Annotated in this window: 7 protein-coding genes; 2 read left to right on the top strand and 5 right to left on the bottom strand. The window is 52.8% G+C overall.

The genetic code is table 11. The annotated features are described in order from the left end of the window. Positions 1–16: 16 nt before the first annotated feature. From RR842_RS06845 to RR842_RS06825, 5 genes are all read right to left on the bottom strand, one after another. Positions 17–1,663: a Hint domain-containing protein gene (locus tag RR842_RS06845; RefSeq protein WP_332713416.1), complete on the bottom strand. Its 1,647-nt coding sequence runs from the start codon at positions 1,661–1,663 to the stop codon at positions 17–19. 48 nt (positions 1,664–1,711) lie between these two features. Next, the gene (locus RR842_RS06840; protein WP_332729315.1) at positions 1,712–10,105 is read right to left on the bottom strand and encodes a hypothetical protein; all 8,394 of its coding nucleotides are present in this window, start codon (positions 10,103–10,105) and stop codon (positions 1,712–1,714) included. Continuing rightward, entirely contained in the window at positions 10,102–11,724 is a 1,623-nt protein-coding gene (locus tag RR842_RS06835; protein ID WP_332729314.1) for a hypothetical protein, read from the bottom strand. The genes RR842_RS06840 and RR842_RS06835 overlap by 4 nt, the downstream gene beginning before the upstream one ends. Before the next feature lie 159 nt (positions 11,725–11,883). Further along, entirely contained in the window at positions 11,884–12,459 is a 576-nt protein-coding gene (locus RR842_RS06830; RefSeq protein ID WP_332729313.1) for a hypothetical protein, read from the bottom strand. A gap of 631 nt (positions 12,460–13,090) precedes the next feature. Further along, positions 13,091–13,390: a hypothetical protein gene (locus tag RR842_RS06825; protein ID WP_332729312.1), complete on the bottom strand. Its 300-nt coding sequence runs from the start codon at positions 13,388–13,390 to the stop codon at positions 13,091–13,093. Positions 13,391–13,677: 287 nt separating this feature from the next. Between RR842_RS06825 and RR842_RS06820 the strand changes: the two genes are divergently transcribed. Both RR842_RS06820 and galE read left to right on the top strand, forming a co-directional pair. Next, positions 13,678–14,031, top strand: a complete 354-nt coding sequence (locus RR842_RS06820; RefSeq protein ID WP_332729310.1) for a hypothetical protein — start codon at positions 13,678–13,680, stop codon at positions 14,029–14,031. A gap of 395 nt (positions 14,032–14,426) precedes the next feature. Then, positions 14,427–15,458, top strand: a complete 1,032-nt coding sequence (galE, locus tag RR842_RS06815) for a UDP-glucose 4-epimerase GalE (RefSeq protein WP_332729309.1) — start codon at positions 14,427–14,429, stop codon at positions 15,456–15,458. Positions 15,459–15,635: the final 177 nt, after the last annotated feature.

The raw sequence follows: 15,635 nt of genomic DNA, 5'->3' as shown, positions 1-15,635 counted from the left end.
TAGCACAATCGGCGGATCAGCTCTCTCGGCCTTCAAGTATGCGACGCATGCGATCGATTTCAGCAAGCACATCTTGTGGGATAGGTAAGGCGTCAACCTCTCCTCGCTTACACTGCATCTGACCTTGGACATTGTTGTCTCCTACCGCAAAACCATTGGCAAAGAAGTGCTGGGAATCGCCCTCAAGCAGCAAGTTGCACACCTCATAGCCGTCATCTTTGGGATAGTGAAAGCGTATGACTTCGCGGCTGCCCCCTGCCATCATCACCGTATCCCCCGTCACCACTTCGTCGGCGCACTTCAAACCCTCTGTGGTAACTATGGGGTGGTCGCGAGTTGCGCGTAAAACCGCTCCCTGTTCCGTTTCGAGGTGAATGATTTCGCTCTCACGACCTCGGATGATGTCGCTAACGACGGTATGTCCCGTCTCGCACGCAACAAGGTCACCCACTCGTATGTTGTCGATTTGTTTCTGGCTTCCATCAGCCATAAGGACAAACATGGATGCCTCGAGGCATCCCCAAAACAATTGTATCGGAGGAATGGACGAATAATGCGGGCTCGGTTTGGAGCAAGGAACCTGCGCAGGCGCCTTGCTTGTGACGGAGAGGCGAGCCGCACCCTTGTCGGTGTTGAAGTTGATATCTATATCAATATCGTAGGGTCTGTTCCCTGTTTGAACACTGTCTTCAATCATGCTTCCCCATTCTGTCGGGAACGCAAACGAAAATGTATTTCCTTCGTCATGGAAATACTTATCGTCCAGTTCAACAATGTATGGAACACCGCCTCCCGCCTTACCGGGCTGTGGAGTTGGTGCAGACAGGCCAATGGTTGCCGAGGTAAAGCCCGCAAATGTGCGCTCCGGCACAAGGATTACTTCGCCGCGAATATCAAGCGACATCGGCTGCGGACTGCCAGCTGGTCGCTCCTCTGGGTACACGTAATCGATAAGACTTGTTTGTGGCGAACGCAAGAAGCATACGTCCGTCCGGTCATGACCCTGAACAGGCTGGACAGCCCAAGCTAAGTCGAAAGACGGACTGCCGGCAATAATGGGGGCTGGCGTGCTGTTGGGCCAGCGAAGAACCGGGTGCGCCATGCGAATTGCGGCAACCGAATCGAGCGCTCCCACGCTCGATTCGCTGCGGTCCATGCATGTGGCGAAAATGCCACCCGACGTGTCCCATGTTGCCACAACAAGCGCTTCAACAACATCATCATCAGCAAGAGAACTGGTGCTTTGGAGCTCTATACTGGTAGCCGCAACACTGCTCAAAACCCGGTGAATCTGATCTATCACCTCGCCGTTTTTACGCAGAACAAGCGAGACCATCAGCCGCTCGGGCACAAGGTTCAAGCTGATGTCAGCCACGGCAGAAATGTGGTTGTTCGTGCATTCGATATCGCGCACAAGAACAAAACTCATTGGTTTATCGGAGTTTGCTTTGACGGGCTGCCGTCCGATTGCAGCTTGCAGACGCGCGGTAAACAAGGGGAATTCTGTAGATAACATTTCATCGCCGCCGTACAAGGTACGCAGGGCGGCAGCTTCGGCATCTCCTACGGTAAAAGGATACGCCCATCCGAAGGATGTTCTGCTCCAATCGGCCGCTGCAGCGAGCGTGTCGAGTGCTTGGGAAACCTTATTATCGATGTCCATGTCGTACTCCTTTCCATCGCCTTGCGGCGATGATAACCAATGGTGTTGCTAAAACGAAAGCGCCGCGCTCTTCTGATGGAATAAGGGATTTGCTGGCACGCCTGGCGACACCTCGGGGCGATACGCAAGCTGCACTGTACCGGTGCGGGCGGTAAACAATGCCTCATCCTTCCAGAGGACCGTCAAGATAAGACGTTCGCCATCGAAGGGTAGGCGTGTGGGGTCGAAGAGGAATGTCGTGGCGTTCGCAGCGCGACTCATTGTAATGTCCTCAGAATATACTAGGCGATACGATACCTGCTCTATCTGCTCCGTTGCACCTGTCGCCACAAGGCCACTTAGCCAGCCCTCGGCATTACCCACAGGGGTAAAGCGGACTAATTGATCAGCGCCCTGCTCAACACCTGACTGGCCCTGTGCCGCTTCTTCATCAACTGAAAATGTCTCAAGTCCATCCAGATAGATACTCATGAGATCCAGCAGCTTACCTACGGATTCGTCGTCCCACGCTTCGATAAGCGCCGGACTTTCACGTCGATAGCGCTCCATGTTGAAGATGCCTGATGGCTGGACTGCACAGGCAAAAGCAGCCTTTCCACGTATATGGTTGGCCGAAAGTATCCATTCAATTGTGTCGCTCGAGTACAGTTCCAGTTCCAACGCAACTGTCGTCACCTGCTCTGCGGGGGTTACCGACACAATAGTTGGAGCAGCTGGGCGATGCCCCCCTGGAACCGAAACATCTCCGATTGCACTCAGAACTATGCGATCAAAACCCGTCATCCCACTCGCCGGCGTGAGCGACTGGGTAATGTTTCCGTTTACCCAACTTAAACGCTCTACTTTGAAATATAAGTCATCGAGAGCAAACGGCTTTCCTTGGGTATCTAGTACGCAACCGAATGTCATATCGGCAGCATATATCCTGGTGGGATAACCAGCGCCCTCACCAACAGCACCGTGGATGCCAAAGATATCAGCTGAATCTGCACCCATTCGCGTGACCGCTCCGGCAAGGACAAGCGCACAAGGAAGCGAGAGGTCGGGCTTCGTGCGCAGCGTGGCGGAAAGCGCTTTGCGAGCCGCAAGCGTTATCGCTTCGGGCGTGGCATTGTTAAGGGGAGCAAGGCGAGAAGCAATAGCAGTAGCAGCGCGGGCACGCAGCGAGAATGCGTCGTCGAGCTGCGGTCCAAGCGTGGACGAACACGCGAACCGTGCGAGTAAATCCGGCTCAAACAGCGAGGCAATATCTTTCATGAACCGCTCAAGCCCCTGCTGAAGGTCGACAGCGTTGAGCTCTACAGTTTTAGGATCCACCCCCTGCGCTACATCACCGGAAAACCCTCCTGAAACAAGGGGCAACATGCGTAGGGCGTACGCCTGCACGTCAGCAAAAATCGCAAGTGGCGCCCGATTGATAAGTGCATAGGATCCCCGTTCGGCCTCAAACAGAGATGCCCGAACAAGCCATGGTTCGTCGTTGCGCATCTCTCGAGCGCTGTCGCGGTACGTAATTCTTGTGGTACTACGCTGCACAGAGGCAGGAGCACCGTCTTCCACAAGCGCCTCAGACCGCGTTACGATAACGTTCGCCTCAACGCTGATGAATCCTTCCGCCGTTTCAATGAGCTCAAAGTATTCTGTACAGTTCGCCCAGCTTGACGGACTACGCACCACGTCTTGCAGAAAACCAATCAGTCGCGTCTTGTCAAAAGATTTTGGACTGCCCGCGACAAGTGGCGAATCAAGCACCACCTCCACGTCAGGCTGTTTGAGTTGCAGCAGCGCATCCTCGAGAGTATCCTCACCGAGCACACTCCGTTCATCGGTGGGTCGATAGGAAAGCGTCACTTCAATTGAGTCGTTGGCAAAGCCGTCATTATCACAAAGTTCGATACGTACAAAATTGAACTGGGCGGAAAACCCCGGGTATGCGCAAAATCCTATCAACTCGTCAACATAGCGGGGTTCATAGGTAACGGCCAAGTCAAGCTCTTCGTGGGCATTGCCGAACAGGTCAATCCAGAGAGGTATTACACGCAAGGAGGTGCGAGAACGAACCGGGCCATACACATCATCGGCACCCAAACTGCGTGCAAAAGGAAGCTGGACGCTCTGTCGGCGCCCATCCGTCAGTTCATCGCGAGCTCCCACCGACGCTTCATCGCGCGAGACAAAGGGCGGTGTTTCGTGATATCCTTCACCTTTCAATCTCACGGCTAGTGACCCATAGACGTCATAGAGCCGTTGTTCATCTTCATTAAGCGACTCGGACACTGTTAGCGCCGTTATTATCAAACTTCCCTGCGGCACGGATGCCTGAACGACTGAGGTGCTTGGCTGAACTGTCAATTCATCAGGCGCAGTTGAATCATCGAGCCATAGGGTGCCAAATCCATGCGGATACGCTTCGGCGAAAGTATGTACTACGCACACGATCAACTCGAATTCATCAAGAGCGGCAAAGCTACATGCTGCTGCATCCTGGAATCCGAAGAAGCAGGGTTGTTCAACAGAGCAGGCATGAGCCAGCAGCGCAAGCCACGCACTGCGATCCTCGAAAAAGGCTAAAGAATCGGCACGCGACGATCCGTCCAATCCGCGCACAAAGTAGCTTGTCGCGCCACTGCACACAGATAACACCTGGTCGTCGTCGGCTGCTTTCGTGGGTGCCAAAAGCACAAGTTCGTCGATATCACCCTGTTTGCATGCCAACCACGATGCGATTTCAGACGTGTAAGCCGACCCCACAACAGACCAGATAAGTGGTTTGTCGTTGCATTTCAACAGATTGATCTTGCAAAGACCCACCCATCGTGGGTTGGCCGGTATAGCAGGTGCTCCAGGAGTATTTTCTATCGAGAAGATGAAGCGCTCTCCCGGCTTCATATGCACCCCGGTATCGTAGAGACGAGCCTTATTGGTGGCAAGCGTGGCGGGCAATGAGAACGAGGGAACTGTCTCGGTGCGGAAGAATGAGCGCACGTGGGGCTTTTCCCGGTAGTGCGTTTGGGCTGCGTACCACGAGGGAGGTAGCATGTTGATCACTGCTTCTCGGGTAAGGGCGATTCCTATCGATGGGTCGCTTTCGGCGAATCGCACCCATGCAGGGTGCTCATCGACGAACGAGAGCGCGTAGCGATACTCCACAACATCGCAGGTAGTCATCAGGAACACCTGTTCACCGGCACGCTCGAAGTTACCCGCAAGTTCGTCTTCGACATTGGCCGGGGCGGCAAGGTTAATACCCGGATCCGCGCTAGCTCCCGCATCGCTACAGAGGTCTTCTTGCTCATCGAGTACACGGTGCCCTCCCAGGAAAAAATGCATAGCTGTGCCAGCAATATTGGCACTTTGTTGCGCAGTGAGGGTTCGGGCGTTAAAGGGAGTATTCCGCACCCGTGCCGATTCATGCTCGGCGCGCAGACACGTGATGACAAGTTCGAAGTAGTCGGCGAACATCTGCCGAGCAAGGCTCACCCGCTCTTGACTGTCGCGCCCGGTGGTATGCCGTATGGTCCGCTCACGCGCTCGTCGTTGTGTTGCCGCCCTTCTCTCGTCCGAGGTAGAGGCATAGTAGGCATCCATCGCATCGAAAAACGCATCGTTCACCAGAAATGCGTCCGAAAAGTTGCGGCGTGCGATGTCCGATTGACCCGAAGCATAACGCGTTTCAACGCTCAGAACGAAACAGGCAGGCAATGGCATAAGCACAGCAGTCTCGTTAAGGGTGCGTGGGGCGATAAACGAGTATTCAAACACGAAGCGCTCGCCGAGAAAGGCTTCGATTTCAGCAGGGCTTAAGAACAGCCGGGCGTTGTTGAACAACTCAAGCGTGCCCACCTCTTCCATATACTCATTTGCTTCCATAAGCTGGGCAAGGACATCGACGATTACAGAGAAGTCGTCGGCGGAAACCCCTCCTATGAATGCCACCGTACTCAAACCTGCACGGGTGGAGTACGACGGCACAACCGATACTGCAATCGTTTGTATCTCGTTTGCCGGTAAGGGCAGCACCAGCCGATCCGGCGGCTCAATCTGGCGAAGCGGGTGACGTGGGGTTCCTGCCTCGCTGCTAGCCAACCCGCTTACAACAATCCCGCTATCCCAAGGCGCTCGTCCGCCTGGCTCTAGTTCGAAATCGATTCGCGCCGACAAAGAGAAGCTGAACTTGATGCGCACGAACACCACACGAATCTGAGCCTGCGCACGCACATCCACCGTCACGCTGACGGAGGCGGCCCGGTAGGCCTCCATCACAAGACGCGCAGTAGCCCGTGCCTGCACGGTCACTGATGCGCCCACCAGGCCAAAGTTCACGCTTCCCTCAAGACGTCCCTCAAGCACAACGTTAGCTTCTAGCCGATAATACGGCGTGCTTGTCGCGCTGGCAGGAGCCAGCGAATGCCCTTCGTCGGCTGAGTGCGCGTAAGGAATAAAGGTAGCATAGGCACCCTCGAATATACCCTGCATCATGAAGTATGCCGTCGCCGACAATAAGCCTGCCCGCACACCTCTGCTCAGAGTTACGCGCATACCCAAGCCCAACTGTAAGGCATTCGTGAATCGCCCTTTTGTGGTTGCCGGCATGCTGCTCGGCGTTGCAGCGGCATGGCGCTTAATATACGCCCCGCCCGCACCCGACACCACTCCATAAGTAAACGAGAAGGAGCGACCGAAGTCTGAATTTTTTGGAAATCCCAGGTCAATCTCAAAATCTGCATTGGTGTATATGCGAGCGGAAAGACGTCCCAAGCCGAAGGTCATCGCCCCTAACCGCATGGCTCGCAGAGAAGCAGGCGGCATGAATTCGCCGGAGAACACACCCAACTGGTTGCTAATGCGCACGTAAGAAAACTCTGCAACCAGCCCTGCAAGCGGCCCCGCCCTGTCGCCGAACAGATGAAAACGACCGCCGATGAAGGAGGCCTTCCCATAGTACAGTAACTGCACACGCACCGCCTGCGCAACGGTAAAGTCAGCGGCTAGCAAGATGCCGGCATCGCTCTCAACCGTAAGGGCTTCAGGTTCAACACTTAGGTGTAGCGCTGTACGCACAATTTCCAGTCCCCGCTCGACCGAAGCTGTATTCATACCCGGTATCCCAACGCGGTCACCCAAACCCAGGTACTCAACCTTGAGCGCATTTCCACCTGGAACAGGCAGATCTTTTGGCGCGACGATAAGCGGCTTGCTCTTTGGATACTTTACCCCGTCGAAGTCGCCTGCAACTTCGAAAGTTACCCCTGATCCGCCTGAGACTACGGCGAAGCTTTCGAGTGAAAGAAAGGATGATGAGCAGGAAGGAACTACATCCAGACGCAGTATCGACGTTGCTGTGTCGTATGTCACCTTCGTGCCTTTGAAGTTCATGCTGTTCAGAAACGACCACGCACCCGTACGCTTGAACGAATCTTCCCAGTTGAACAGCTTGAGTAACGCGTCCACAATATCAGCCAGGCTCGCATCAACTTCGACAGTAGCCGTAAGTTTCGATCCTTTGCAGGAAAACTTCAACAGCAACGTCCCCAGCACCAACTCAAGCGTCCAAGATACGCTGGCACTTCCGAGAACCGCCCGTGCGCGGATAGTAAACCGCTCGCCCAGCTTGAAAGATCCCGCGAGGGAACAGGTGCCCGCACGAGCATTCCATACCGCGTTCACTTCAACCGATACTTTGAGGGGGAACACGCTTCTGTTGTCAAGCGTCGCCCGCATGCCGCCCGAACACGAGGTGATTGAAAACGTCTCCGCACAGGTGGCGGCTGCTACGAGGGAGGTGATTTCGAGGGTGGGCCAGCATGAAGGCGCCGCCAACCCAGTGATTGCTGTGTAGAGGCTAGCAAATGAGGGAAAAGACGGTTCGGTGATCGTCTCCGTCGCGTCAATGCAATGAGGGATGAGGCGTCCGCTAAGGATAAGGTTGGTTGGCCCATCTTTTTTATTCAGTCCGGTAAAGCGAGCCAGATTGCCCGCGAGTTCGAATCCGAATAAGTATGTTCCGTCCTCGCGGTAGAACCCCAGGGTGCCCGAAGCACCCATCCGAAGCGCTCCGCCCGTACGAGCAAGTGTCAACGTACCGCCAAGAAACTGAACCAACACACCATTGGCCACCTCTGCATTTTTCTCAGGTGACAAGCGGTTATTCAGTACAACAGCAAGGTTTTGTGCTGCGGAATCAAATCCCAAAAACAGCGAGAGGTCAAAGGTAGAGGTGCTCAAATCACCTGCAAGACCCACCATCGAAAACGAAGCCGATACCGTGGCCAGCCCGACTCGCGCAAACGCGGACGGTATGCTGCAACTCCAGGCGGCAGCTATCTCGGCAATAGCAAGCGATTCGGGTAAGTCGGTTCGGACGCTTGCTTGCCAGCGTGGGGCGCAGGCAGTAAAACGCAAGGGCACGCCGAACAGCGTAAGCTTCCCCTCCAAACTCAAGGTAGCGCAGCCGAGCTTTTTAGGCAACGAAAACCCCAGGGTAAAACGCAGGTACTCAAGGGCGTTTGAAATGGGAGTATGCTCATAGCCAAACGTAAGCGCGACCCCTTTCACGACGGGCTGCGCTGCGCCAAATGTGAGTGTTTGGGCCTGACCAAGGGACAACCGGACGGTGTAGAGCCGCACGTTTGCTGTAAAGGGAAGCGAGGCCGGAAACAGGTTCGCAAAATTCACCGTCGTGTCAACCAGATCCGCTACAACCTGCGCCAAATCTGCAATGGATGACCCCTGACCAGGTTCTCCCACGTTGATAACCACTTCCCGAGACAGGGAGTCACACAGCAAGGGGACATGCACAAGAACCGGCAGTGGCTTTGTTGTGCCCATAGTTGCTGTCCATACGAGATCAGCATTGGTGTGAGCGGGTGTTGAAGCGTGCTTGGCGCACCCATCAATATGCACGCAGGCAGATGTTGCAACCAAGGGAAACGACCCGAAGGAAGGCGCTATTACCCCGACAGGCGCAACAAGCGAGAACACACCATTGCCCGCAGTGACCCCCGTTACCCGTGTGCCATTCAGCCATCCGTAGCAAGAAAACGCGCTCGCACTGGCATCGATGTTTCCCGTGAAGGTACCGCTTTCGTCCACACGATAATCGCTCAACGCAAGCAAGTTCACAGCTTCAGTATCAAAACAACCATACCCGGTGCTGCTTTTGCGAAACATGCGCCCTGAAGGGCCGAAGAGGTCTTTGAACGAAGTACCCCTTGCTGCGTCGCGCGTAGATGTTTCATGTGCGAATTCGTTTTCATGTGGTGGCGATGGGAACGGCATCAGTGCTGAATTTGACTCGAACGTTGCCACAACAATGTCGGCGTTGTAAGCCGAGCCCTGAAGTGTGACATCGATAACTACTTGCTGCTCGTCTCTCACCTCTGTTACCGTTGGGATGAAGGCGGGATAAATGCCGCGCTTTGTTGTATAGTTTGTCCAAAACTTTCCAGCTGCCGAGGTATCCGCCAGATTCGCATAGCCTCCGTTGACGTGCTTGTAGGTGAGGTAGTGTCGATCTTCGGCTTCAGGATCCTCACGCACAGAGGAAGCCATAAACCACAGTGTCCAATCGTCGGGGTGGCTGAACTCATCATCAAAATCTGCATTAACAAAGAGGCCGCTAATCCCGCCACCCTGATGCAGAGTACCCAGGAATGCCTTAAAATTCGCGGGGTTAATACCTTGGCCATCGGGAAGGTCGCTCAGAAAACTAGCTTCGTTCAGCGAATGTATAGAGCCATGGTGTGGCGTGGTAACAAACACCTTGTTCGTATCACGGGATAGATGCGCAATGGTTTCACCAATAGTAGCGGTTTCCTCCAGTATCCTGTGCATGGTTTCTCCCGTGGCATCGCCCAAAAACCACGTAATAGACGTGCCACAACGCAGGAAGAAGAGTGAAGAATTCGCGTTCACCTCCGTATTACCCGGGCAGCATAGCCAGGTTGCCAACAGGGAAAACTCGAAATCAAGATTGGGATCGGAAACGATATCGAATGGACATTCTACTCCTAAATCAATGATAGCGACATTGGGGATGCTAAGCAGCTGGGACTCTTCTGCCCCAAACTCGCCGAACGCAGTCAGCGTGGTTTGCGTGCTTCTCTCAATTTCCACACCTGGTTTCAATGTTACGGCAACGGTGCCGATAATAGCTGGATTGACCTGGCAAATTGATTCGTACAGGAGGCGCATAAACAAAATATGATCAATATCCATGTGGGTGGTGCACAGAATTACCGAGGCCGCTTCAGCATTGGTGGTAATCTCAGCAAGCAGTTGGTCGATGTTTTCCTGAATTTTGTTCGGGTCGTGCTGACGTGGCATTGTTCCGGCATCAACAATAATATGTCGATGCTGACCTTCGCTGTTTGTTAGTTCTATATGGTAAAAGTTCCCGTGGCCAGCATACAAGGAATGCACGGTAGCAGTAAGCATTGTCATGTGTGCTTCTCCTTTCCGCTGACGTCATACACTGCATACCAGCCGAGTACGCCCCCACGCGCTACCAGCACAATATCGCATGCTCCTTCGGGAAGTTGCATACCTAGAACGGTTGCCTTCAGCCCTCGCAGAATAATGCGATATGTTAAGTCTCCATTCTGAGAAAAGGTACCAACCGAGAGCTCACGAAAACGCAACCCAAACAGTGACGTAGCTGGCAGCATTGCTTTCATCGCTCCGACAGCACCTGCAAGTCGCACACCACAGTAAGGCACACCATCAGGCTGAAAGGCGAACAGAAACTCGGCATTCGAGCCGGCTACTAGCTCGACAGCAAATACGAGGCCGTACCAATGTGCTCCTTTCGACACAGGTACTGCACCAATGGCTGGGGTGGCCATTGATCGAAAGCCCAGTTCTTCGGGTGTACCACCGTCCTGGTCGCTGAGAAACCAGAGATCCTGATGGGGTACATGCGTAGCAAACGATGAGGCTCGTGGGATGGAGGCATGCTCGTCAAGCACGAGTGAGCGGTAATTTGCGTCTAGGGCGGGTGTTTCGGGAGGCAGGGTGAGCACCAGATCGAGTCCTGTGAAGGCGAGTCCGTTTGCTTGCGCGGAGGATGTACTGCGACATCTTGCGACCGTGGTTTCATTTTTGTTCTGCTGCGAAGACGTATCGAGCCCAAAACTGAGCGGATCAAACGATTCGTTTAGAGCCGCAAACGCAAGCGAGCCAGCGCAGGACAGTCGGAGGTGTGCAATTCCACTTTCCAGAGTAAACGTACTGGTTGCTCGCTCGATAGTGACCGACCGTAAGCAGCGGTTGGCAAAGGCAAGCCGCACCGTGTTCACAACACGGAAGCGATATGCTTCAATACCCGCTGCCGAGGCCGATGTTGAAGCCATGGCCGTATAAGCGCCAACCAGAACAAACGGCGTGCCCGTATACACCGGCAGCGAGAAAAGATGTCGCAGGGCAACTCGACATGTCAGCAGCGCTAAAGTCACATCGTCGTCGATATAGGCTGCCGCAAGTCGAACAGTTTCCAATGTGAAGTTGGCAAGAGCGGCATCGGTGACGACGGGAGCATCTTTGCCGGGCGTTCCGATGACATAGCCAGACACGTGCGCCTGGATGGGATCGGGTAATGCTTTTGAGAAGTCGATGGGAGCAATATTCACCAAGGGTGCAAGAAAGGTAAAAGCGCCGACCAGTGAGGAGGGGCCAAGCAAGGTGGGATTGAGGGGCATAATGCCAGCGCAAAGAATGAGAAGTCCAGTGTAGATAGCGCTTGAGAAGCACGTAAGAGCCTGCTCGAACGAGGTGTCGCCCTCTTTTGCGCGTTCGGCGGCAAACGTGGTTTCTTTGACGAAGAAGGTGCGGAGTGCGGCGATGTCCGCATCGGTACCGGTAATCGCGCCTGTTGTTTCGAGAGCGGTGGATATGCTGGTTGCGTGGCCGGATTTGAGCACGTAGAGCCGTGGCGTGCGCGAGGTTGGTGTCTCGGCGTAGTCAAAGGAAAAAAGTGCATTGTTCTTGAGTCGCACAACATCCGCAGGATCGAGGTACGCTTTGAGATCGGAAAGAGAACGGGTGACGAACAAGGTCACTTCCATAGCGCTCCTTCCAGAGCGGAATCGTTTCATTCGTAATTCAGCCGAGCAGCGAACTGCGAATCATGATTCATTTGATTATCTTACTCTACCACAGCTTGCCGACCCTTCGACTCAGCAGTCTGCACATCCCGCGGTCACCCTTTTCCTCTGCTGTTGCTCTTATATTCCCTTAATATCATCTGCCGTCATGGTTGTTAGGCATTTACTAAAAATATTTTGTGAATAGGTTAGTATTTCCTTGTTGATGGCTAGGAGTTTGTCTAAGCTATCTTTCTCCGGTCTTCCCGAGCCCATGCACAATATATTGTTGAACCGAATTAAAGCCTTATGGCAATTCAATACATCATCTTTGTAGGCAAGAAGTAGATTCCCGCCGTTAATTTCCCACGTATCCACAGTATTAACAAAATCAATCTCACAGCCATCACGCATCAGCATTTTTAGCATATCATTTATGGCAGAATTTTGCCGTATATGGGATGCATTAAGAGCTTCGCTCGGATCTTTTTCGTAGCCATTAAATACTCCGTTTATGTCAAGACAGCTTATGAAAAGCTCCTCATTTGAGGAACACATTTTTGCTGCAAAAGCGGCTGCAATATCTGCTTTTTTATCTTTAAATTGGTTGCTTCTGCTGATGTGATTCTGGAAAGCAAAAAGCCCAAGCGTCAGTAATGCGGTAGTAATTGCTGTAATCACTGCAAGAATTATTGAAAAAGATTGAGTTGCCTCCACGGAAAACCCCTTTACTCTTGTCTGTAAATTTATTTATTGTTTTGACGCCTAGTCATAGAAAATTCCTTTTGAGCCATAAGACCGAGCGCCCCCATCTCGCGTACGACCTCGCTCGCCACAGCCACCTTCGCCACATTTGGCTTTTCGACTGGACGTTAATCCAAAGCAAGAAGAAACGCTTTTTTCATTTTGAACCTGCTGAAGTCCTCCATGGTTGCCGCATACGTCAAAGCGGTAACTCCGATGCATCAATCCAAGCCTGCGAGGACGGATTCGAGGTAGAAACCGAGTGTCGTGTTGGCCGCTGGTTCCGACAACTTTATCGAACTTGCCCAGAAGAGATATTGTCGCGTCCAGGTTGCCCTGAGGTTTCCGGCAGGCGTTCTCTCGTTCCGGACAACGCCATGACGCAGAAGCATTCCGAAGAACTGTATTTTCAATCGCTTCGCGGCAAGCATATCGCCTACTTATCACGATGCTTTTTGATGCTTATCCGCCTAAAGACATCTTGATTCGTCTTCCAGCACAGGTGACGAAAGACTTCTTTACCAGAAGCAAACCTGCGTACTCAACCATCCGGAAGGCATCGTAAATTCTCTCACTTCTGTCTCCGAAATCTTGATGCGGGTCATTAGTTGGCGTACGAAGATGACACGCTGGCGAGCATGCCAAGACCACCCATGGCAAAAAGAAAAATAAGCGCGATAACAAACCAGATTGCGAACCAAACCAGGCTGGCCAACACGCGATTTTTCATCGAGATAGCCGTTGATGAGCCAAACGCGATTATGGCATAAATAACGATGCAAGCAATCGACCCTAAAATGGGAATAATATTGAGCAAGCTTACGCAATCAAGCAACAACCATTCCTTGATGGTAATGGTTGCACTCGTACCGTTTTTCGGGGCAAGCTGCGTTTCGTCAAACATGATAACTCCCTTTATCCAATGAAAAAGCTTCGTTGGGGCAGCGTAGCAGCCAAAACCAAAAATCACTGGTCGTATGTGATTATTGCAGCCGCATCGGTACCTTGTTCCAGGTCACCGGTATAGCGTTTCACGCTGCTTCAAAAGCTTCTCACACCAGCTCCATCCCTGTTCTTCAGCGATACCCTTGTTTAGAAAACCTTCGACTACCTTCGTTGTCGCGGGGCCTGTGTTGGCGGCCTCATACCGATACCAATCGCTGTCGTGGTCAAGGTAATTGGCATGGTGCTTTGCTCTCTGCTCTCTGGATTGGTGATCGTACCATTTTCTGGCAGATGCGTACGCCAGCGCGCGTGCATGGCAATGCGCTCGCCACCGCAGTAGACTTTCACCGTGCGAGGCGTGGTGCGAGCCTTGACCTCTTTTCAGACGAAGCGATGGGATACCAAATACAGAACTTTATCAGCCGCGCAGAGAACGTAGTAATTCGTAAACGATATGCCCCGCACCCAAGTGAACTATCGGATTCCTCCATTCATCATTTGTTGACGCAGTCATCTTTACTGCGTCAACAAATGATTCCGGAAAATGGCGAGTATACGAGTCAACTCAATATGTTGGGGTTGACCAATAGCGCGCAATAGCGCACCGATGACTCCGTAACGAATGCCGGCAAAGATTGGAGCAATGCACCGATTTGGCTGCAATAACCATAAGCAGCATAAGCATCAAAAAGCATCGTGATAAACTGTCAAAAGTCTCCGAAAAACAATCCTAAGCCCCCAATGAACTTTCGCGACTCACCTTTTGCGTGACGTTCGAGGATTAACTTCGCCCTGATCTTGTTCACCACTCGGTGCTCGGCATGATCGGTACACCAGCCAGCGCACGCCAGCCCCCGCGCTATCGCTATTCCCGCAATCTCCCCCACCGACCCGCCACAGCGTGGCGACTAGCAGCGAACCAAGCACAGAAGCCATATACCTTGGTATAATGAGAATTCAGGACCTGCCGCACACACCCGACACAAGGAGAGCATATGGGCTGCACCTACAAGAATATCCTCGTTACTGGCGGTGCCGGATTCATCGGAAGCCACACCTGCGTTCGACTATTAGAGGCGGACTACAACGTTATCGTCGTCGACAACTTGAGCAATTCAAGCAAAATAGCCCTCGACCGCATTAAACTTATCACCGGAAAAGCACCGGTTTTCTACGAAGTTGATATCCTTGACAAAGACGCTCTTGATGCGGTATTTGCGGCAGAATCGATCGATGCCGTCATCCACTTCGCCGGATTTAAGGCCGTTGGCGAATCGGTTGAAAAACCGATGGAATACTACTGGAACAACTGCGCAGGCACTTTGATGTTGTGTGAGGTCATGCGTAAACACAACGTGAAAAATATCGTGTTTTCATCCTCTGCAACCGTTTATGGCGACCCCGCGTTTTTGCCTATTACCGAAGAATGCCCCAAGGGCTCGATTACTAACCCCTACGGACAAACAAAAAGCATGCTCGAGCAAGTGCTTGCCGACTTACAAGCAAGCGATGAAGACTGGCGCGTCATGTTGCTTCGCTACTTCAACCCCATCGGAGCGCACCCCTCGGGCCTGATTGGCGAAGACCCCTGCGGAATCCCCAACAACCTTATACCCTACGTTGCTCAAACAGCTGCTGGACGCCGTGATTTTGTGAGAGTTTTCGGAGACGATTACGACACCGTGGACGGAACGGGAATTAGAGATTACGTACACGTGGTCGATCTAGCAGAAGGGCATCTAAAAGCGCTTGAACGCATGGCGACTCACCCCGGAATCGACATCTTCAATTTAGGTACCGGCGAAGGCTACAGCGTGCTTGAGGTAATTCATGCCTTCGAAAAAGCAAGCGGCAAGAGTATTCCCTACAAGATTACTGCTCGACGAAAAGGAGATATTGCAACCTGCTACGCCTCGTCGGCCAAAGCAGAAAAGCTTATGGGCTGGAAAGCCCAATACGGTCTCGACGAAATGTGCTGCGATTCATGGCGATGGCAGGTTAGCAACCCCGGTGGATATAACCTATAAATTCTCAGGGTGCGCTCTGCCATTTCTTTAGTTTTAGCCGTCACCTCAGCGTAGAGCGTCTGTTGGTAACCAAGCACCATCAAGCACAGCGACGACCAAACGTAGACTGACCTGTGTCAAGATCTATTGCTGAGAAACGCCGCTAAGGCCTCACTCACTTCTTCGTTAGAGGGCTTT

It is taken from the genome of Gordonibacter sp., assembly GCF_036667095.1.
Lineage (GTDB): Bacteria > Actinomycetota > Coriobacteriia > Coriobacteriales > Eggerthellaceae > Gordonibacter.
Note: the sequence above shows the minus strand (reverse complement) of the source record. Positions and strands in the feature narration are given on the sequence as shown.

Coding starts and splice junctions, on each gene's coding strand:
- RR842_RS06845 (WP_332713416.1), bottom strand. CDS start 1,663: ATGGACATCGATAATAAGGTTTCCCAAGCACTCGACACGCTCGCTGCA.
- RR842_RS06840 (WP_332729315.1), bottom strand. CDS start 10,105: ATGACAATGCTTACTGCTACCGTGCATTCCTTGTATGCTGGCCACGGG.
- RR842_RS06835 (WP_332729314.1), bottom strand. CDS start 11,724: ATGGAAGTGACCTTGTTCGTCACCCGTTCTCTTTCCGATCTCAAAGCG.
- RR842_RS06825 (WP_332729312.1), bottom strand. CDS start 13,390: ATGTTTGACGAAACGCAGCTTGCCCCGAAAAACGGTACGAGTGCAACC.
- galE (WP_332729309.1), top strand. CDS start 14,427: ATGGGCTGCACCTACAAGAATATCCTCGTTACTGGCGGTGCCGGATTC.